The sequence below is a fragment of the Bradyrhizobium sp. CCBAU 53351 genome, from assembly GCF_015291745.1.
Lineage (GTDB): Bacteria > Pseudomonadota > Alphaproteobacteria > Rhizobiales > Xanthobacteraceae > Bradyrhizobium.
In genome coordinates this window covers 4,388,211-4,409,171 of sequence record NZ_CP030059.1, presented here as the reverse complement: position 1 = coordinate 4,409,171, position 20,961 = coordinate 4,388,211, and the positions used below count along the sequence as shown (strand labels likewise).

Sequence of the window (20,961 nt, the reverse complement as noted above, 5' to 3'; positions counted from 1 at the left end):
CGCAACGGCGCATGCCTGCGCGCGGGGTGATTGTTGCAACCGACGTTATGGATTTGCTGCGGTGCATGACATCCACCTATCGGTGGATTGTGAGAAGCGACGCATCGAAGCTGAATGACGGGCATGATCGCGATCGGCTGCGCAGCCGTCGAGTCACCGTTTCATTCCGGGCTCTCTCATGTTGCAATCCGACATCGACGCGCTGCGAACGGCGGCGGTTTCCCCGCAGCAACACTTCATCGCAGGCGCCACGGTCGAGGGCGCAGGCAGCGGGCGGCTGGACGTGATCTCGCCCATCGACGGCAAGCGCCTGACGACGATCGCCGATGGCGACGCCGCCGACATCGATGCTGCCGTGCGGGCCGCGCGACGCGTCTACGACGACGGTGCCTGGTCGCGCGCAGCGCCTGCGGAGCGCAAGAAGATCCTGTTGCGGTTCGCCGAGCTCGTCGAGCGCCATGCGATGGAACTCGCCGTGCTCGGCGTGCGCGACAACGGCACCGAGATCGGCATGGCGTTCAAGGCCGAGCCGTTGTCGGCGGTCGCGACCCTTCGCTATTACGCCGAGGCGATCGACAAGGTCTATGGCGAGATCGCGCCCACGGGTCGCGACGTGCTCGGCCTCATTCACCGCGAGCCGCTCGGCGTGGTCGGCGTGATCGTGCCCTGGAATTTTCCGCTGATGATCGGCGCCTGGAAGATCGCGCCCGCGCTTGCCGCCGGGAATTCCGTGGTGGTGAAGCCGCCGGAAACCGCCTCGCTGACGCTGCTCCGTCTGGCGGCGCTTGCGAGCGAGGCCGGATTGCCCGATGGCGTGCTCAATGTCGTCACCGGGCGCGGTGCGACCGCCGGCGAGGCGCTGGCGCTACACATGGATGTCGACGTGCTCGCCTTCACGGGATCGGGCCCGGTCGGCCGACGGCTCCTGGAATATTCGGCGCGCTCCAACCTGAAGCGGGTCTATCTCGAGCTGGGCGGCAAATCGCCGAACGTCGTGTTCTCCGATGTCCCTGATATCAAGCAGGCCGCAAAAGTGTCGGCGAATGGAATCTTCCGTAACTCCGGGCAGGTCTGCGTCGCTGGCTCGCGGCTGCTGGTGCAGTCCGGCATCTACGATCAGTTCATGAGCGAGCTGCTTGCGGTGACCGGCAAGCTCAGGATCGGTGACCCCCTCGATCTCAGCTTCGATATCGGTGCGGTGAACAGCGAAGCGCAGTTGCGCAAGAATCTCGATGTCGTGCAGCGGGCGGAGGGGGCGGGCGCCGAGCGCCTGTGCGGTGGCGGGCGACTGCACGCGGAGGGTGGCGGCTACTACATGGCGCCGACGATCTTTGCCGGCGTGGGTCCCGGGATGAACCTGTGGCGCGAGGAGGTCTTTGGGCCGGTGCTCGCGGTGATCCGCTTCGAGGATGAGGAGGAGGCGGTGCGGCTCGCCAATGCGAGCGCGTATGGTCTGGCCGCCGCGGTCTGGACCGGGTCGCTCCGCACGGCGCACCGGATGGTGCGCGCGATCAATGCCGGTGTGGTGCACGTCAACACCTATGGTGGCACCGATGTGACGGTTCCCCTCGGCGGCTTCAAGCAGTCCGGCTTCGGCCGCGACAAGTCGCTGCATGCGTTCGACGAATATACCGACCGGAAAACCGCCTGGATTGCGCTGTGACGGTGGCAACAGAATTGCGCACGACGGCGCTCGACCGGTTGATCGACGGTGAGCAGGCGCGCTTCCTGCGCCTGCATCCGCGCTCCGCCGCGGCGTGGCGGGAAGGCCGGCGCCACTTCCTCTACGGCGCGCCGTCGCACTGGATGCGCCGCTGGGCCGGAGGATTTCCGATCTATGTCGACGCAGCGTGGGGGGCTCATCTGCGCGATATCGATCATCGTGACTACGTCGATTTCTGTCTCGGCGACACCGGCGCGATGTGCGGCCACGCGCCCGAAGCCGTGACGCGCGCGGTGACGCGGCAGATCGGGCGCGGCGCCACCATGATGTTGCCGACCGAGGACAGCCTCTGGGTCGGCGCCGAGCTGTCACGCCGGTTCGGTCCCCGCTACTGGACGCTGACGACGTCTGCCACCGACGCCAACCGCGCGGCCATCCGCATCGCGCGCATGATCACCGGAAAGACCAAGGTGCTGGTCTTCTCTGGCTGCTACCATGGTGGCGTCGACGAGGCGCATGTCGAGATCCGCGAGGGACGGATCGGCCTGCGTAACATGATCCATCCGAACGCCGTCGATTACGATGCCGTGACCAGGATCGTCGAATTCAACGACATCGCGGCGGTGGAAGCGGCGCTCGCCGCGGGCGATGTCGCATGCGTTCTTACTGAGCCCGTGATGACCAATTTCGGGATGATCCCGGTAGCGGACGGCTTTCATCGACGTTTGCGGGACGCGACGCGCGTAGCCGGCTCCGTGCTGATCATCGACGAGACGCATACGTTGTCCTGCGGACCCGGCGGCTACACCGCGCTCCACGGCCTCGAGCCCGACATCTTCGTCGCCGGCAAGGCGATCGCCGGCGGCATCCCTGCCGGCATCTTTGGTCTCGACCAGGCCATCGCCGAACGGCTCTGGCGGATCGTTCCCCCCGTCAATCCGCGGCATCGGCAGTCGGCGCATCTCGGCTTCGGCGGCACGCTGGCGGGCGGCGCATTGGCGGTTGCCGCCATGCGCGCGGTGCTGGAAGAGGTGCTGACGGCGCCGGCCTATGCCGGCATGATCGCGCATGCCGAGCGGCTGGCCGCGCGCGGCCGCGAGATCATCGCGCGAAACGATCTGCCCTGGCACGTGACCCAGATCGGCGCCCGCATCGAGATCATGTTCATGCCGGACGCCCCGCGCAACGGCGCCGACGTGATCGCCGGACGACAGCCCGAGCTCGAGACGTTGATGCATGCCTTTTACATGAACGAGGGCATCCTGATCACACCGTTCCACGGCATGTTGCTGACATGTCCGGCGACATCGTCGGCCGATGTCGATCGGCATGGCGAGGTGTTCGAGCGCTTTGTTCATCTGGCGAACGATGCGGGAGTGATCTGATCATGGCACCGTTCGACTTGACCGAACGCGTCGCGCTGGTCACCGGCGGCGGCCGGGGCATTGGTGCTGCGATCGTCACGCGCCTCGCGGAGGCGGGCGCCCGGGTCGTGATCGCCAATCGCTCGCAGGATGTGGCCGACGAACTCGCCGCCGGCTTGAGCCGGCGCGGTCTCGCCGTGAGCACGACGCGCTTCGAAGCGCTCGATCGACCCGCCTTGACCGAGCTCGTCAACGGTGTCGCGGAACGGCTCGGCCGGCTCGATATCCTCGTCCACAACGCCGGCGGCTGCCCCTGGGCGCCGCTCGACGACCTCGACGAGGACAAGCTCGACGAAGCCTTGTCGATCAATCTCGCCGCGGCGATCTGGCTGATCCAGGCGGCGGTGCCGCATATGCGCGCCCGCCGCTATGGCCGCATCCTGGCGACCTCGTCGATCTCGTCGCGGCTGGCGATGGGCGGCGGCGCGCACTATTCGGCGGCGAAAGCCGGCGTCAACGCCTTCATCCGCGGCGCCGCCTTCGAGCTCGCGCGCGACGGGATTACGGCCAACGCCGTCGAGCCCGGCTTCATCGCCAAGCCGGGTCGGGGAACGCTGAGCACGGCGGAGAACCTGGCACGGATCGCGCGCCACATTCCGATGGGTCGGATCGGCACCGCCGACGACGTCGCCTACGCCATGCTCTATCTCGCCTCCGAGCAGGCAAGCTATGTCACCGGCCAGACCATCGTGGTCGATGGTGGAACGACTCTTCCTGAAACCGGCTTTGCCGTCGAACGGCAATGGGGTTGACGGGCATGGTGCCGGCTCATCAACCGAACGGCTGATTGTGACCAATCTGCGCGCGGAACAAGCTCCCCTCGCAATCGGGATCGGGGAATGAGAGAGATCAAGACCAGCGCCGATACGCTGTTCCGGAACGGCAGGATCTACACCGTCGATCGCGAACAGCCCTGGGCGAGCTGCGCGGCGGTGAAGGCCGGACGCTTCGTGGCCGTCGGCGAGGAGAGCGACGTCCGATCCTGCGTCGGCCGCGACACCAACGTGGTCGATCTCGGCGGTCGCACCGCCATGCCGGGCATCATCGACATCCACAATCACATCATGATGGGCGGGCAGGCCGATCTCTACGAGCTGCGCTTCCCGTCGAGCCATTCGATCAGCGAGATCGCCGCCGCCGTGAAGGAGGCGGCCGCGAAGACCGCTCCCGGAAGCTGGATCGTCGGCGGCCAGTTCGGCAACGACCTCCTGTCCAGGCTCAACACCGATGCCGCCGCGGCCGAGCTCAATGCTGCGAGCCTCGGGCATCCCGTGCTGCTGCGCGACGACAGCTATCACAATCGCTGGGCCAGCGCCGAGGCCTTGCGGATCGCCGGCGTCGGTGCGGAGACGCAAAATCCCGTCGACGGCGAGATCGGCCGGGACCTCGCGAGCGGCGGCTTGACCGGGCTGATGGTGGAAGCCGCCTCCGGCATCATCGAGCGCGCGCTCGCCAAGGCCGGGCACTACACGCCGGAGATGGACCGCGCCGCGGTTGCGCGGTCGATCGGCGTGCTGAATTCCTTCGGCGTCACCGGCTTCGTCGATGCCGCCAGCATGCAGCCGATCCTGGCCGCGCTGAAGGGCCTCGACGATCGCGGCGAACTGTCGGCCTGGGCCGTCTGCGCCATGCCGATCATCGAGCCCGGCTTCATGTTCGGAACGGCAGGCGAGGAACTGTTCGCGCTGCGCGACCAGTACCGCTCCGCCCATGTGAAGCCCGACTACGCAAAGATGTTCCTGGACGGCGTGCCCGGCGCCAAGACGGCCGCGTTTCACGAGCCCTATGTCGCCGATCCCGTGCGCGGCTGCTGCTTCCGCGGCACCACCATGCTGACGGTGCCGGAGCTGATCCGCTGGCTCGGCAAATGCGAGACGCTCGGGCTCGCGGCCAAGATCCATTGCGCGGGCGATGCGGCGGTCACGCAGGCGCTCGATGCCATCGATGTGGTGCGCGCGTTCAACGGACCGACCGCGCTGATCCATCACATCGCGCATGCGAGCTACATCACGCCCGACGACATCCCGCGCTTCGCCGATCTCGGCGTCGCCGCCGATCTCTCCCCGATCATCTGGTTTCCGACCGTGTTCCTCGAGGCGCACAAGGCCGCGATGGGCGCGGAGCGGGCGCAGCGCTTCTGGCCCAACCGCGATCTCAAGATCGTCGGCGCGTTGATGGCCGGCGGCTCCGACTGGCCGGTGATCCCGAATCCCGATCCCTGGCATGGTATCGAGGGCATGGTGACGCGGCGCAATCCCGCCGGCGACTTTCCCGGCGCCTCGTTGTGGCCGGAACAGGCGCTCGACCTCGAAACCGTCATTGAGATCTACACCATCAATGCCGCGCGCGCCGCGGGCCTCGGCAAGATCACGGGATCGATCGAGGTCGGCAAGTCCGCCGACCTGATCGTGCTGGATCAGGCGCTGTTCGACATTCCTGCCGACCAGATCGCGGAGACCAATGTGGAGATGACCTTCTTCGAGGGTCGCAAGGTCTACGAGCGAGGCCTATGACCCGCGCGCCGCTCATTCCCGTGACCGTGCTGACCGGCTTCCTCGGCAGCGGCAAGACCACGGTCCTCAACCATCTGCTGCGCCAGCCCGGCATGGACGGGACGGTCGCCGTCATCAACGAGTTCGGCGAGGTCGGGCTCGATCATCTCCTGGTGGAGACGAGCGAGGAGCGATTCGCCCTGCTCGACAATGGCTGCGTCTGCTGCTCGGTCCGCGAAGACCTCGTCGCTCTCCTCGAAGACCTGTCGTCGCGCGAAGCCGCCGGGACGCTGCCGCCGATTCGGCGCGTCCTGATCGAAACGACGGGCCTCGCCGACCCCGTGCCGGTGCTGCACACGCTGATGACCGCACCCGGCGTTGTTGCCCGCTACCGGATCGACGGTGTCGTGGTCACCGTCGATGCCGTCAACGCGCTCCGCTCGCTCGATCATCATGCCGAGGCGGTCAAGCAGATCGCGGTCGCGGACCGTATCCTGTTGACCAAGGCCGACCTCGCCGAAGCCGATTCCCTTGCGGGTGTGGAACAGCGCATTCGCACGATCAATCCGACCGTGTCGGTTATGCCTGTGAATCACGGATCGATCGCACCGAACACTCTGTTTGGAGCGGGGCTGTTCGCGCCTGAGGCGCGGTCGGATCAGGTCGCAAGCTGGTTCGCAGCCGCAACAACGGCACACGCACATGCCTCCCACCATCACGACCATCATGCGCACGACTCGCGTATCTCCTCCTTCAGCTTCGTCGTGAACGAGCCGATCCGCTGGGCCGCGTTCTCGCGCTGGCTCGATTACGTCGCTGCGCTGAAGGGTGATGACCTCTTGCGCTTCAAGGCGCTGGTCAACGTCGCCGACCGGCCGCAGGGGCCGGTGGTGGTCCATGCCGTGCAGCACGTGCTGCACCCGCCGATCGGGCTGGGCAATTGGCCGTCGGACGACCGCAGCTCGCGCCTCGTCTTCATCGTCCGCGACATTGCCGCGGAGGCGATCGAGCGCACGCTCGCCCGCTTCGGCGAGATCAGCCGCGAGAGCATCACGCGGCCGGCGGCGTGACATGGAACGGTTTTCAATCAACGGATGATTTGCAGGAGGGATGTCGTGAGCGAGACCACAAAGTTCACAGCGACGAAGGTCGGTGGCGGAAAGATCACTCGGCGCAGCCTGCTCAAGGCCGCCGGAACCGCGGGCCTGGCCGCGGCCGGCAACGTGCCGCTGGTGAATATCGCGGGCGCGGCTTCGAGCACCATCAAGATCGGCTGGTGCGGCTGCCTGTCCGGCGTGCGCGCCGCCTTTGCCGAGCCGGATCCCTGGATCCACGAGCGGATGAAGAGCCTGGTCAAGGACGGCCTGAAGATCGGCGGCAAGAATTATGCGGTCGAGTTCGTCATCAAGGACAATCAGTCCGATGCCAACCGCTCCTCGGTCGTCGCCAGCGAGCTCGTGCTTCGCGAAAGATGCGACCTGATCCTGGTCGAGGACGGCGACGCGGAGATCCCGATCGGTGAGCTCGCGGACGCGCGCGGCGTGCCGACGATCTCGACCATGCTGCCCTGGCAAGGCTGGATGTTCCCGCGCAAGTCGACGCCGGACAAGGGCTTCCCCTACACTTTCCATTTCTTCTGGGGCGCCGACGACGTCGTGAAGAATTTCGTCGGGATGTGGCAGTCGGTCGAGACCAACAAGAAGGTCGGAACGCTCTATATCGACAATCCGGCGGGAACGGCGTTTTCCGATCAGAAGCTGGGCCTGCCGGCCGGCATCAGGCAGGCCGGCTTCCAGGAGGTCACGACCGGCAGCTTCCAGATCGCGACCGACGATTTCTCCAACCAGGTCTCCACCTTCAAGAACGCGGGCGCGGAGATCGTCTCCGGCTTCGCTTACGGCAATCACTGGGTGACGCTGTGGAACCAGGCCGCGCAGGCCGGCTTCAAGCCGCAGATCTGCACGGTTGCGGCGGCCTTCCTGTTTCCGAGCGCGGTCAATGCGCTCGGCGATCGCGGCGACGGCATGTCGACGGAGGTCTGGTGGACGCCGGCCTATCCGTTCAAATCCTCGCTCACCGGTCAGAGCGCGGCCGAGCTCGCGGCCGAATGGGAGAAGACCACCGGCAGGCAATGGACGCAGCCGATCGGCTATGCCCACGCGCTGTGGGAGGTCGGCTTCGCGGCGCTGCGCAATAGCGATCCCAAGGACAAGAATTCGCTGCGCGATGCCATCGCCGGCCTCGACCTCGAGACGGTCGTCGGCCAGGTCAAGTTCAAGGGCAGCCCGATCAAGAACGTCGCGGTCACCTCGCTGTCCGGCGGGCAGTGGCGCAAGAGCAAGGGCGGAAAGTCGCCCTACGAGCTCCTGATCGTGCACAACGGCACCGCGCCGTTCATCCCGAAGCAGGCCGATCTCGCCCTGCTGTCAAAGCTCGCCTGAGCGGGCGGCAGGCCGACGCGGACGCATGACAATGGTCGAAGTGCTGCGCGTTGCAGGCTTGAGCAAGAGTTTCGGGGTCATCCGGGTTGCCGATGACCTCGACTTCGCGCTCGCGCACGGCGAATGCCTCGGTGTGATCGGACCCAACGGCGCCGGCAAGAGCTCGGTGCTGAATCTGATCGTGGGATTGATCAAGCCGGACGGCGGTTCGATCATGCTGGATGGCCGGGACATCACCCATGTGCCTGCGCATCGGCGCGTTCGTCTCGGCATCGGTCGGGCCTTCCAGATCCCGCAACCGTTCCCGCATCTCACGGCTTACGAAAACGTGCTGGTGGCGGCGACCTATGGCGGCGGCCTGCATGGCGCTGTGGCGAGCGACTGGGCGATGGACGTACTGCGCCGCACCTCGCTCGCCGGCAAGGCCGATCGCATCGCGGGCGCCCTGCCGCTGATCGATCGCAAGCGGCTCGAATTTGCCAAGGCGCTGGCCTCGAAGCCGCGCCTGATCCTGCTCGACGAGATCGCGGCGGGACTGACCGAGCCGGAGGTCGAGCGGCTGATCGAGATCATCGCCGGCGTGAAGGCCGATCACGCCATGATCTGGATCGAGCACATTCCGCATGCCTTGCGCGCCGTCGCCGATCGCATCCTCGTTCTGAATTTCGGCCGCAAGGTGCTCGACGGCCAGCCGGGAGAGGTGATGGAGAGTCGCACGGTCAAGGAAATCTACATGGGATTGACCGATGAGCTTGCTTGAGGTCGAGGGACTCAATGTCTTTCACGGCGACCTGCAGGCGATCTTCGCGTTAGCCTTCTCGGTTGCCGAGCGCGAGGCGGTCGCGCTCGTCGGCGCCAACGGCGCCGGAAAGACCACGTTCTTGCGCGCGCTGGTCGGCTTGATCGACAGCAAACGTGGCAGCGTCCGGTTCGACGGCGACGATATCGTGGATACGCCCGCCGAGCGCATCGCGCGGCTGGGTCTCGGCATGGTGCCGGAAGGGCGCATGCTGTTCGACACGCTGACCGTCGAGGAAAATCTCCTGATGGGGCAGGTGAGCAAGCGGCCGGGATCATGGACGCTGCGGCGCGTGTTCGACCTGTTTCCGGCGCTTGAAGAACGGCGCAACCACATGCCGCGGCAGCTTTCGGGCGGGCAGCAGCAGATGGTCGCGATCGGGCGCGCGCTGATGTGCAACCCGCGCCTGCTGCTTTGCGACGAGATTTCGCTGGGCCTCGCGCCCGTGATGGTCGAGCAGATCTATGGCGCGTTCAACGATATCCGCAAGGAGGGCACGGCGCTGGTGCTGGTCGAGCAGGACGTCAAGCGCGCAGCCAGTGCGAGCGATCGCATCTACTGTCTGCTGAAGGGGCGCGTGTCGCTGACGGCGAATGCCGGCGACGTCAGCGTCGCCGAATTGACGCAAGCCTATTTCGGGATGTGAGCGAGGGGACATGGCCTGGATCGAGACGCTGGTGAACGGAGCCCTGCTGGGCGGTCTCTATGGCCTGCTCGGGATCGGACTTGCGCTCGTCTTTGGCGTGATGCGCCTCGTCAACATCGCGCATGGCGAGTTCATGGTGCTCGCAGCCTATCTCGCCGTGATCCTGGTTGCCCTGTTTCCGCAGGTCCATCCGCTGTTCGTGCTGATCCCCGTCGTGATCGCGGCCTTCGCGGTCGGCTATCTCTACCAGGCTGTGATCATGAACCGGGTGGCGCGGGCGCCCGATCCGCTCGCGCCGCTGCTATTGACCTTCGGCGTCTCCATCGTGCTGCGCAACCTGATGGTCGAGGTATTCGGCGCGGACGTCAGGGGCCTCCAGCTCGGCGAGCTCTCGCGCGCGAGCATCAGGCTGTTCGGACTGAGCATCGGCGTGATGCCCCTGCTGACGCTGATCGCGGCGGTGCTGCTGTTCCTGCTCCTGCAGTGGGCGCTCAAGCGCACGGCCTTCGGCCGTATCGTACGTGCGACCGCCGACCGGCGCGACATCGTCCGGATGTTCGGCGTCAAGCCGGACCTCGTCTACAACTACGTCATGGGCCTGTCGCTGGCGCTCGGCGCGATCGGCGGCGTGCTGCTCGCGGTGCGTTCGAGCTTCACGCCGTTCTCCGGCGTCGAACGCCTGCTGATCGCCTTCGAGGTCGTGGTGCTCGGCGGCATCGGCTCGTTCTGGGGTGCGCTGCTCGGCGGCATTGTGCTCGGCATGGCGCAGCTCGCCGGCCTGAAATGGGATGCGAATGCCGGTCTGCTCTACGCGCACCTCTTGTTCTTCGTGATGCTGCTGATCCGTCCCGCGGGTCTTGTCGCGAGCAGGGCCTGATCGATGTCGAGGACGATCGCGATCTCCTGTTGCGCCGCCGCCGCGCTCTTCGCCGCGGGTCCGTTGCTGCTGGGCGAGGGCGGTTTGCGCTTTGCGACCGAGTGCCTCCTGATCCTCGCCATGGCGCAGATGTGGAATCTGCTGGCCGGTTATGCCGGCCTCGTGTCGTTCGGCCATCAGGTGTTCGTCGGGATCGGAGCCTACGGGCTGTTCCTGATCTCCGATACGTTCGACCTGTCGCCCTACTGGGTGCTGCCCGTCGCGCCGCTCGCCTGCGCGGTGGTCGCCTCGGTGATCGCGCGGCCGCTGTTCCGGCTGCGCGAGGCCTATTTCTCGATAGCGATGTGGGTCTTCTCCGAGATCATTGCGGCGCTGGTGATGAAGGCGGGGTGGCTCGGCGGCACCTCCGGCCTGCCGCTGAAATCGAGCCGGCTCATCGACCTCGACTGGTTCGAGCCGGTGCTGTTCTGGATCGCGGCCGCGCTGGCGCTGGGCACGATTGGCGGGCTGTTTCTGCTGATGCGATCCGGCTTCGGTCTCGGTCTCATGAGCGTGCGTGACAACGATCTGGCGGCGATGAGCGTCGGCGTCGACGTGCAGCGCAACCGCTTCATCGTCTTCGTGCTGTCGGCGGCCGGCTGCGGCCTGGCCGGCGCGGTCTCCTTCCTCGGCAATCTCTATGTCTCGCCGGCGGCGGCCTTCGACGTGAACTGGGTCGTCTACATGATGTTCATCGTGATGATCGGCGGCATCGGGACGCTCGAAGGCCCAGTCATCGGCACGGTGATCTTCTTCGGCCTGCGCGAGCTCATCACCGACCAGCTCGGCTTGTCCGCCGGCTGGTACCTGGTTGCGCTGGGCCTGGTCGCCGTCATCGTCATGCTCTGGTCGCCGCGCGGGCTGTGGCCGCCGCTGCGCGACCGCTTCGGCCTCAAGCTTCTCGGCGTCGGGAGGACGGCGCCCGTGACACCCGACCTCGCGTCGCTCGCCGACAAGGCCGGACAATTGGGATGAGCGTGATGCCTTCAAGCAAGATGTCTGCTGACGAGATGTGCCTTCTCTCCGCGACCGAACAGAAAATGCTGCTGGCTTCCCGGCGCATCAGCGCGCTCGAACTGCTCGATCTGCAGCTCAATCGGGTCAAGCGCCTCAATCCATCCTGCAATGCCGTGGTCACATTGGACGAAGAGGCCGCCCGCCGTCAGGCGCGCATCGCCGACGAGAAGCTGGCGCGCGGCGAGGCGATGGCGCCGCTGCACGGCCTGCCGATGACCATCAAGGATTCCTTCGCCGTCGCCGGCATGGCCGCGACCTGCGGATTGGAGGAGCTTCGCGGCTATCGCCCGAATGAAGACGCCGTTGCGGTTGCAAAGATCCGCGCGGCCGGTGCCGTGATCTTCGGCAAGACCAACCTGCCGGCGGGCGCCGCCGATCACCAATCCTGCAACACGCTGTTCGGTCTGACCCGCAATCCATGGGACGGTGAGCGCACCGTCGGCGGCTCCTCCGGAGGCTCCGCCGCGGCGCTCGCGGCCGGTCTGACGACGCTCGAGCTCGGCAGCGATATCGGCGGCTCGATCCGCGTGCCCGCGCATTTCTGCGGCGTGTACGGCCACAAGCCGAGTTATGGCCTCGTCAGCACCGAAGGTCACATTCCGCCGCCGCCCGGCCACATCGCGCCAGCCGAGCTCGGCGTCGCCGGACCACTGGCCCGCAGCGCGTTCGATCTCGAGATGTTGTTCGACGTGGTGCTCGGCATGTCCGATCTCGATGCTGCCGGCGCGGAGGTGTGGCTTCCGGCGGCGCGGCACGACGATCTCCGGTCCTTCCGCGTTGCAATCTGGAACGACGGACAGGCCTATCCGCTGGATGACGGCTATGCGGCCGCGATCGACGGGCTGGCCGATGATCTGACGCGTCTTGGCGTTGCCGTGAACAGAACAGCGCGGCCCCCGATCGATCCCGCCGCAAGCCATGACGTCTATCTCCAGACCCTGTTCGGGATCATCGGCGCCGGGTTGCCGCCGCCCGCGCGCGAGGAGCTGCTCGCGGCCGGGGATGCGGCCGAGAGCGGCAGCTATCCACGTCGCGTCGCCGACGCGGTCCGGCAGTCGCTTCCGCAGCATTTTGCGGCGGCGGAACAGCGGCACCAGATCTATCGCGCATGGCGTCGCTTCTTTGCCGATTACGACGTGCTGCTTTGCCCGGTGACGCCCACCGTGGCATTCCCGCACGACATCGAGCGCCTCGACCTCGCCGCGCAATTCACCCGGCGGCTCCTCGTGAATGGCGGCACGATTCCATACATGGACAATCTGGCGTGGCCCGGTCTGGTCACGGTCGCCAACCTGCCGGCCACCGCTATTCCGACGGGCCGCAGGGTCGGTCGCGTTCCTGCCGGCGTGCAGGTGGTCGGACCGTATCTCGGCGAGCGCACCACACTCAGATTTGCCCAGCTCGCGGAGCAGGCATTGGGCGGCTTCGCTCGCCCGCCCGGCATCTGATCGGCCAGAGACATGCCAATGGATATTCGCACCGGTCGTCCCGTCACGCTTGCCCCACAGGGAATGGTGACGTCGCCGCATGCGCTGGCCTCTAGCGCCGGCGTCGACGTCTTGCGCGCAGGGGGCTCTGCGGTTGACGCTGCGATCGCCACCAGCGCCGTGCTGGCGGTGGTGTACCCGCACATGACGGGGCTCGGTGGTGACGCGTTCTGGCTGATCCATGAGGGGCACAGCGGCGCCGTCAAATTCCTGAACGGCGGCGGGAAGGCGGCTGCCACCGCCTCGCTGACGGCATTGCGCGAGAGGGGCGTGAGCGAGATCCCGCTGCGCGGCATCATTCCGGCAACGCTGACCGTGCCCGGCGCTGTCGCAAGCTGGACCGAAGCCCATCGGGCCCTTGGCCGCCTGCCGCTTGCGAAAGTGCTCGAGAGCGCGATCGCCTACGCGCGAGAGGGCTTTCCCGTCACCGGGCGACTTGCAAGCTTCATTGAGCTGATGCGGGGCGAGCTTGCACAGCAGGCCGAAGCTGCCGCGCTGTTCTTGCCATGTGGCGCCACCCCGGCGGCGGGCGCGAAGCTCGCAAATCCAGATCTCGCCCGCACGCTGCAGGCGATCGCGGATGCCGGCTGGGCGGGCTTCTACCGCGGAGCCGTTGCCGAGGAGCTCGCGCGCTTCTCGCGCGAAGGGGGCGGTTTCTTTCGAGAGGCCGACCTGGAGCAGCAGACGGCGAATTGGGGCGCGCCGCTGGTCGGCCGCTACAGGGATGTCGAGATCTACAACACCCCGCCGCCGACCCAGGGTTTTTCGGTGCTCGAGATGCTCAACCTGCTCGAGCCCCATGAACTGCACAAGAAGGATTTGCTTGGCCCGGACCGCGTGCACCTCATGGTGCAGGCAAAGCAGATCGCCTATCACGACCGCGACCGAGTGCTCGCCGATCCCGCTTTCGTCGACGTGCCGGTTGAGAGCCTGATCTCCAAATCATATGCGGCCAGCCGCGCCGGCTTGATCGACTTTCGCTCGGCACTGAGATGGGACCAGGTCCCGTCCTACGGCAGCCTCGCCGGTGATACGGTCTACGTCGCCGCTATCGACGGGGAGGGGAATGCCGTTTCGCTGATCCAGAGCTTGTATGGCGCGTTTGGCTCCTGTCTGGTCGCGGGCCGTACCGGCGTCGTGCTTCAGAACCGCAGCGCCTATTTCTCGCTCGATCCCGATCACCCCAATCGCCCCGAGCCAGGCAAGATTCCTCTGCACACCTTGATCGCGTCGATCGCCAAGCGCGACGGCAAGCTGTGGAGCGTGCTCGGCTGCATGGGTGCGGACGGACAGCCGCAGATCCAGCTGCAGCTCTATTCGGCGATGATCGATCACCGCCTCGATATTCAGGAAGCAATCGAGCTGCCGCGCTTCCTGTCGGGCCGTTTCGGCCTGGGCGAGGCGCGGGACACCCTGCACCTGGAGGGACGCTTTCCCGATGATGCCGTGGATGCGCTGGCGCAGAGAGGGCACATCATCAACCGCTGGGGCGCTTGGAACGAGATGGCGGGCCACGCCCATGGAATTACCGTCGATCGACAAAGCGGGATGCTGAGTGGAGGGTCTGATCCGCGTAGCGACGGAGCTGCAATCGGCTACTAGTTTGTTGGCCGCCCTGGCTTGCCTCTGCCTTTGAATGGCTGTCAATCGGGTGTCGTCAGGCAAATCAGGTGGTCCAGCCCCCCACCTGAACTCGACTTCGTCTTGAGGGTTGCTCTTGCGCGAACCTCAAAGTCTAGGGCGCGTGAGCGATCCTCATACAGACCAAACCAGCGCTTTCCCGATCCTTGACGGTATCGGAGCGACGCAGTGCGGGTATGAGCGGCTGGCCGTCCCGGCCTTGCACACGCGGCCATTCAGTCGATTGCACCCGATACTTACCGAAGGCGTCGTCTCTTCGAGCTGCGTGAATTTTCCTGTGAATTCAAGACCAAGAAATTGCGGCGGGTATACCGTCGGGATTTGTCCGTCAGACTTGAAAAATTTGTGCTTACAAATCAACGACGAAACGTCGTTCGAAATGATAGAGTGGGAGTAGTGCGGGGTGCCGCCGTCGCGTAGTTTAGCGTGGTCTGGTCGAGTTGTTCTCGCTTCCTTCGCGCTGAGAATTCTGACTGAAGCAGTGGGCTTGGCTTATCCCGGTAGAAGTCCGAAATCCATTGCGTCTTCACTCATGGAGTATGGGAGCGAGCTGTATCGTACAGAAGGGCCGGGGCTCAAAGCTTAGCCAAACGCAGCGGCGGGTTTTGGCGCAAAGCGGACCATTATTGATCACTCCCGGTCTTGTTGGCTGGAGCTAGACCAAATTGGCCATGATGGATTGGAGCGAGAGTCCAGGTTTTTGAAATTGTTAGAGGGGGCGTGTGCACGACGTGTGCACCGGGAGATCAAAAAAGATCCATCGGAGCCTAGCGTCGGTGGTCCTTTGTCGGAGCTATGCGCGACGTCCGCAAAGCGTTGGCGCATAGGGTGCGGGTGCGCTGCGCAGGCTGGACACCTGCGCAGGGTCCAAGATGCCTAGTAATCTCGCGAGCAGGGCTCAGCGTCCGTCAATGCCGAGATGTCACGTGGGCCGCAGCGAGAAAACAAAAACCGACGTCGGCGGTTCGAGTCGCTCCAGGTGACTCGACTCCCCGATGTTTCTGATGAACGCCAGCTCCTTGAACCATACACATCTGTCTAGACCACTAGCGGAGGGTTCGGCCTGAATGCTCGCCCACACGCGAACTCAAGATTGGTGATGAAGTCGGCACATACGGTAGCTCGATCTCCGTGCCGAGATCCTGTCTGGTGGTGTGTTCGAGATAGAGTTGGCCGACAACCAACATGAGACCCGCGAAGAACAGCACGAGAGCAACCGTCATGAGGTCGCGATAATCGTCCATCGCTGATCTACCAACCTTGCCGAACAGTCGAATACAGGGTCTCCATGCCTTTGGGCAGCTGTGTGCTCTCTCGTGAACGGCTTTGACGAACTCCCTTGGTCGACTCCCTTAACGGACGGGCCACTATCGCGGCTGCCGCGCTCGTGGCAGCTGCTAGATCATGCGGCGATGCCGCACGTACCAGACGGAATGCAACAGGAGAGCCCGGTATAGGATTGTGGCCGGCACGCTTAACAAGGCCCCGTGTGACGAGGTTTCCCAGGGCAAGCAGAAGATCCTTCGCTTGCTGCTGCATGCCAACATTGGCAGCGAGGCTCTCAAGGGTGATCGCGCGACCGTCGCTACCGTGACGTTCGAAGAGCTTGAGCAGCCTGCGCTCGAGCTGCTGCGGATCGTTTAAGATTACGTTCATCATGTATTTTCTCGCTGAATCTGGCCACGCGAGCTCGCTCTGCCATCAGGCGTCCACGCGCAGTCCGGTGCACGCTGGTAGCTGAGCGAGGAGACCGCGCTGACTAGCAGGCGAGTGAACTCAGGCCGTTTGCTGGTTCACGAGCTTCTGGTTGTCGTTGCCGGCTTGGATCGGTATCTGCCGTGGCTTCATAGCTTCGGGGAGTTCACGTACCAGCTCGATCTTGAGCATTCCGTCTTCAAACGAAGCGCGCTTCACTTGCACGTACTCGGCGAGGTTAAACTGATGCCGGAATGGACGCACGGAGATACCCTGGTACAAGTATTGGTGGTCGCCCTTATCGGCCTTTCGGCCTTCAACCGTGAGTACGTTTTGCTCCGCAGTAATGGTTATTTCATGCGGTGCAAAGCCGGCTAGCGCGAGGGAGATCTGGTAGTGATCCTGGTCGGCCCGCTCAATGTTGTAAGGTGGGTAATTGTCGCCCGTCCATTGGACGGAATCCTCGAGCAGATCGAACACGCGATCGAAACCAACCGTCGAACGCCACAGGGGGGCAAAATCAAAGGTAGTCATAGCCACATCCTCCACTTGAGCAACATGGTTTATGAGCGCCGGACACCGCGTCCGGCGCCCGAAAACCGGACCCTCGACAGGCGTCCGGTGCAGCGCGATCCGCACCGCACTCTTTGAATTAGAACCCACTGGTTAGGTTTCAAGAGGTCCGCCGCCGCTGGTGCAAAGCCTGCTCAACTTCGCTTTCGGCGGCCGCAGTGGAGATACGCCCACACCCCCGCGAGTGCGGCAGCCATTCCCTCCCGCGTACGCGACCCTGGACGTTGAGATCTACGAGCGGGCCGAACGCGCAGAAGTCAAAGTGGCAGTCGACGGCTTACGAGGTGCGGAGCCTCTGCCCAGGCGGACTGCCGCAGTCGAGATCGCCCGACGGGGCTACGTCCGGTTCCGTCAGGACCTGGTTGAAACCAATGCCACGCCAGAGTGTTTGGTGCAGTGCCGCGCCAACCGCCGATTATCCGGTCGATTCGGGGAAGCTGCTTCCGGGCCCTTTGCATCGAGTTTCTGCATGACCAACAAAACTCGCTTCAATGTCGGATATACCATCGCCGCTATTTTCGCGATCTTCTTCATCCAGTATCTTGTCGCAACGGCCACACAAATTGCCGTCATTCCCTACAGCGAATACCTGCAGTTACTGCATCAAGGAAAGATCGATGCCGTCGGCATTTCCGATCGCACCCTGCAGGGTACGCTCAAGGAGCCGCTGCCAGGCGGCCAGAAGAGATTTGTGACCACGCGTGTCGACCAGGACGTGGCGCAGGAACTGGAGAAATACAACGTCCGCTTTACCGGACAAATCGAGAGCACATTTCTGCGCGACCTCCTCTCGTGGGTGATGCCCGTACTGTTATTCTTCGGGCTGTGGTGGTACATCGGCCGTCGCATGGCTGAAGGCGGCGGCCTTGGCGGCGGCCTGATGGCGATCGGCAAGAGCAAGGCCAAGATCTATGTCGAGTCCAACACGGGCGTCACCTTTGCCGATGTCGCCGGTGTCGACGAAGCGAAGGACGAGCTTCGCGAGGTCGTCGATTTCCTGAAGAATCCCACCGATTACGGTCGGCTTGGCGGTCGCATGCCGAAAGGTGTGCTGCTGGTTGGTCCGCCGGGCACGGGCAAAACCCTGCTGGCGAAGGCGGTTGCAGGCGAAGCCCGAGTTCCGTTCTTCTCGATCTCGGGTTCGGAATTCGTGGAGATGTTTGTTGGTGTCGGCGCGGCACGGGTGCGCGACCTGTTCCGGCAGGCACACGAAAAGGCACCGGCAATTATCTTTATTGACGAGCTCGACGCGCTTGGCCGAGCGCGTGGCATCGGCCCGTTTGCTGGAGGGCACGACGAGAAGGAGCAAACGCTCAACCAACTTCTGGTCGAACTTGACGGTTTTGACTCACGATCGGGTCTGGTCATTCTTGCGGCAACCAACCGGCCTGAAATTCTTGATCCTGCGCTGTTGCGCGCCGGCCGCTTCGATCGTCAGGTGTTGGTCGATCGTCCCGACAAAAAGGGACGCATCGAGATACTCAAGGTCCATATGAAAAAGGTGCAACTGGCCGGCAACGTCGAGCCGGAGTCGGTTGCAGCTTTGACTCCGGGATTTACCGGCGCCGACCTGGCTAACCTCGTCAATGAGGCCGCACTCCTGGCAACCCGCCGCGGCGCCGACGCGGTAAGCATGAGCGACTTCAATAACGCGGTGGAGCGCATGGTAGCTGGCCTGGAAAAACGTAACCGGCTGCTCAATCCCAAGGAACGTGAGATCGTCGCTTTTCATGAGATGGGCCACGCGCTGGTCGCGCTTTCCTTGCCTGGTGTCGATCCCGTGCACAAGGTCTCGATTATACCCCGTGGGGTCGGTGCACTCGGCTACACCATTCAGCGGCCGATCGAGGACCGATTTTTGATGACCAAGGAGGAGCTGGAAAACAAAATGGCCGTTCTGCTCGGCGGCCGTGCAGCTGAGCTCATCGTGTTCGGTCATCTATCGACGGGAGCAGCCGACGATCTGCGCCGGGTGACCGACATCGCACGGAGCATGGTGACACGCTATGGGATGTCGGAGAAGCTCGGCAGCGTTGCCTATGACCGCGAGCCCGGCAATTTCCTCGCAGGCCCTGAGCAGCCCTATCCAGTTCGCGAGCGTGGCTACGCGGAGGAGACCGCCGCAGCCATCGACCGCGAGGTAAAGGATATTGTGGATCAGGTCTTTCAGCGCACCCAAGGCATACTGAACACGCGGCGTCCGATCCTGGACCGCGCGGCAAAGAAGCTCCTTGAGAAGGAGACGCTGGAGCAGAGCGATATTGACCTGCTGATCCGGGAGATGCCGAAGGAAGGCCTCCGGGCGGTTTAACGGCGCGCTCATTTTCGCGCCCCAGCTAGAGCTGGTCCACCAGCGCGTTGAGAACGCCGGAGCAGGTGAAGAACTCCTGATGCTGGTTTTTGGCTCCGCCAAATCGCTGGAAAGATCGACAGGTCTCATCAATGAGTTACTTGAACTCGTCCCGGACAGTTCTAATTCACTGTATAGCCGAACCGAGGTTCGGCGAAGTGGACCATGACAAGGAGACAAGTGCGCAGAGCGCGTAGTAACTTGAGGAAAACGACATGAGAAAGCTTGCTCTTGCAGTCGTCGCGGCGGCAACGCTCCTCATCGGATCAGTTGCGTCGGCTTCGGCCCATTGGCGTCATCATGGCTGGGGCGGTCCAGGTATCGGTCCCGGGCTTGCTCTCGGATTGTTTGCTGGAACACTAGTCACGTGAATCTAAAGTTCGCCACATAAAGTCTGCTGGGCTTTGTGGCAGAAGCGTTTGACGGAAGCCAAAATCTGGTCTGCGGACTTGGTCCATTTGAAGGGCTTGGGATTTTTGTTGTGCAGGTCGATGAAGGTACGGATATCGGCCTCGAGCTGCCTGACGGAGGTGTGAACACCTCGCTGGATCTGCTTTCTGGTGAGCTCAGCGAACCAGCGTTCGACCTGATTGATCCATGACGCGGAAGTCGGCGTGAAGTGGACATGATAATGCGGCCGACGGGCGAGCCACGCTTTGATCCTGGGTGTCTTGTGGGTGGCGTAGTTGTCCATGACGATATGGACATCGAGGCCTTCAGGGACTTGAGCATCGATCTCTTTTAGAAACTTCAAGAACTCGACTGCCCGGTGGCGCTTGTAGCATTTGCCGATGACGAACCCCGAGGCGACATCGAGCGCGGCAAACAGCGTGGTCGTACCATGCCGCACATAGCTGTGCGTACGACGCTCCGGTATGCCGGGCATCATCGGCAAGACCGGCTGCTCGCGATCGAGTGCCTGAATCTGGCTTTTCTCATCGATGCTCAGAACAAGGGCTCGGTTCGGTGGGGACAGGTAAAGGCCGACGATGTCGCGTACCTTGTCGACGAACAGCGGATCGCTCGATAGCTTGAATGTCTGGCTACGGTGCGGCTGCAAGCCGAACGCCGCCCACATTCGGCGGATCGTGGTGTGGGAAAAGCCGGTTTCCGCAGCCATCGAGCGGATCGACCAGTGCGTCGCATCGGCTGGCGTCGTCCGCAACGTCCGCTCGATCACCGCGGCAACCTGATCATCGTTGATGGTTCGAGGGCGGCCAGGGCGTGCCTCGTCAAGCAGGCCATCACAGCGGTCCTTCAAAAATCGGCGACGCCACTTGCCAACGGTGTGTTCGTGGAGGCCGAGTTCGGCAGCCACAGACTTGCTAGGCAATCCATCCGCGCATCGCAGGATCGCGCGGCATCGCTCAGATAGCGACCGGGCAACACGATGACGACGAACTTGCCTCTCCAGGTACGTCCGCTCCTGCTGACTCAGCACCAACGGCGCAATCGGCCGGCCTCGCACACCCGCATTCGCCACGAGCACTCTCCTCTGTAGAGCTTCGAGCTATCAACTAATGTGACGAACTTGCGTTCCAGATGACTAGCGGCCGCCACTGCACCACCAGTCTATTATGGACCGGTCTATGGCCCGCCCTACTACTATGGCCGTCCGTACCGGGTAGTCCGCTATTATCCTCCGGTTTATCCGTACTGGTACTGGTGATGAAAAGAAGGCCCGGTTCCCGCCGGGCCTTCGTTCAGGGCGCGCGACTTGCTTGCTCGCGCTGTCATCAGTTGTGGGACGGAGAAAATGGAGGTCGAGAGAATCAGAATAGCAGAACAACGTTGATGATGAGCCGGCGAAAGTCTCG

17 protein-coding genes are annotated in these 20,961 nt (G+C 64.0%); 14 read left to right on the top strand and 3 right to left on the bottom strand.

The genetic code is table 11. The features are described from left to right. The first annotated feature begins 181 nt into the window (after positions 1–181). From XH83_RS20805 to ggt, 12 genes are all read left to right on the top strand, one after another. Positions 182–1,663 carry an aldehyde dehydrogenase family protein gene (locus tag XH83_RS20805; RefSeq protein WP_210347021.1) on the top strand — a complete coding sequence of 494 codons (1,482 nt, stop codon included), beginning with the start codon at positions 182–184 and terminating at the stop codon, positions 1,661–1,663. Continuing rightward, positions 1,660–3,048 (top strand): transaminase, encoded by a 1,389-nt coding sequence (locus XH83_RS20800; protein WP_194402647.1) that lies wholly within the window; start codon positions 1,660–1,662, stop codon positions 3,046–3,048. The genes XH83_RS20805 and XH83_RS20800 overlap by 4 nt, the downstream gene beginning before the upstream one ends. Before the next feature lie 2 nt (positions 3,049–3,050). Further along, positions 3,051–3,839 carry an SDR family oxidoreductase gene (locus XH83_RS20795; protein WP_194402646.1) on the top strand — a complete coding sequence of 263 codons (789 nt, stop codon included), beginning with the start codon at positions 3,051–3,053 and terminating at the stop codon, positions 3,837–3,839. An 87-nt stretch (positions 3,840–3,926) separates the two neighbouring features. Continuing rightward, positions 3,927–5,600, top strand: a complete 1,674-nt coding sequence (locus XH83_RS20790) for an amidohydrolase (protein WP_194402645.1) — start codon at positions 3,927–3,929, stop codon at positions 5,598–5,600. Continuing rightward, positions 5,597–6,649 (top strand): GTP-binding protein, encoded by a 1,053-nt coding sequence (locus XH83_RS20785; protein WP_194402644.1) that lies wholly within the window; start codon positions 5,597–5,599, stop codon positions 6,647–6,649. The genes XH83_RS20790 and XH83_RS20785 overlap by 4 nt, the downstream gene beginning before the upstream one ends. Positions 6,650–6,694: 45 nt before the next feature. Continuing rightward, complete coding sequence (locus tag XH83_RS20780) at positions 6,695–8,020, top strand: ABC transporter substrate-binding protein (protein ID WP_246776285.1); 1,326 nt, start codon at positions 6,695–6,697, stop codon at positions 8,018–8,020. Positions 8,021–8,051: 31 nt separating this feature from the next. Further along, on the top strand, positions 8,052–8,780 hold the full coding sequence (locus XH83_RS20775; RefSeq protein ID WP_194408342.1) for an ABC transporter ATP-binding protein: 729 nt from the start codon (positions 8,052–8,054) through the stop codon (positions 8,778–8,780). Then, a complete protein-coding gene (locus XH83_RS20770) occupies positions 8,767–9,465 on the top strand; it encodes an ABC transporter ATP-binding protein (RefSeq protein WP_194402643.1) in 699 nt (232 codons plus the stop codon). The genes XH83_RS20775 and XH83_RS20770 overlap by 14 nt, the downstream gene beginning before the upstream one ends. A 10-nt stretch (positions 9,466–9,475) precedes the next feature. Further along, on the top strand, positions 9,476–10,342 hold the full coding sequence (locus XH83_RS20765; protein WP_194402642.1) for a branched-chain amino acid ABC transporter permease: 867 nt from the start codon (positions 9,476–9,478) through the stop codon (positions 10,340–10,342). 3 nt (positions 10,343–10,345) lie between these two features. Beyond that, positions 10,346–11,356 (top strand): branched-chain amino acid ABC transporter permease, encoded by a 1,011-nt coding sequence (locus XH83_RS20760; RefSeq protein WP_194402641.1) that lies wholly within the window; start codon positions 10,346–10,348, stop codon positions 11,354–11,356. A gap of 5 nt (positions 11,357–11,361) precedes the next feature. Next, positions 11,362–12,846, top strand: a complete 1,485-nt coding sequence (locus XH83_RS20755) for an amidase (RefSeq protein WP_246776284.1) — start codon at positions 11,362–11,364, stop codon at positions 12,844–12,846. 18 nt (positions 12,847–12,864) lie between these two features. Beyond that, entirely contained in the window at positions 12,865–14,487 is a 1,623-nt protein-coding gene (gene ggt / locus XH83_RS20750) for a gamma-glutamyltransferase (protein WP_194402640.1), read from the top strand. 1,085 nt (positions 14,488–15,572) lie between these two features. On the opposite strand, the gene XH83_RS20745 is transcribed toward ggt, so the two are convergent. Continuing rightward, positions 15,573–15,770, bottom strand: a complete 198-nt coding sequence (locus XH83_RS20745) for a hypothetical protein (protein ID WP_194402639.1) — start codon at positions 15,768–15,770, stop codon at positions 15,573–15,575. Positions 15,771–15,987: 217 nt separating this feature from the next. Here XH83_RS20745 and XH83_RS20740 point away from each other — a divergent pair, with 217 nt between their 5' ends. Next, a complete protein-coding gene (locus XH83_RS20740; protein ID WP_194402638.1) occupies positions 15,988–16,170 on the top strand; it encodes a hypothetical protein in 183 nt (60 codons plus the stop codon). A gap of 132 nt (positions 16,171–16,302) precedes the next feature. On the opposite strand, the gene XH83_RS20735 is transcribed toward XH83_RS20740, so the two are convergent. Next, complete coding sequence (locus tag XH83_RS20735) at positions 16,303–16,755, bottom strand: Hsp20 family protein (RefSeq protein ID WP_194402637.1); 453 nt, start codon at positions 16,753–16,755, stop codon at positions 16,303–16,305. 508 nt (positions 16,756–17,263) lie between these two features. Here XH83_RS20735 and ftsH point away from each other — a divergent pair. Beyond that, positions 17,264–19,105 carry an ATP-dependent zinc metalloprotease FtsH gene (gene ftsH / locus XH83_RS20730; protein ID WP_194402636.1) on the top strand — a complete coding sequence of 614 codons (1,842 nt, stop codon included), beginning with the start codon at positions 17,264–17,266 and terminating at the stop codon, positions 19,103–19,105. A gap of 412 nt (positions 19,106–19,517) precedes the next feature. On the opposite strand, the gene XH83_RS20725 is transcribed toward ftsH, so the two are convergent. Then, positions 19,518–20,627 (bottom strand): IS630 family transposase, encoded by a 1,110-nt coding sequence (locus XH83_RS20725; protein WP_194402635.1) that lies wholly within the window; start codon positions 20,625–20,627, stop codon positions 19,518–19,520. Between the last annotated feature and the right edge of the window lie 334 nt (positions 20,628–20,961).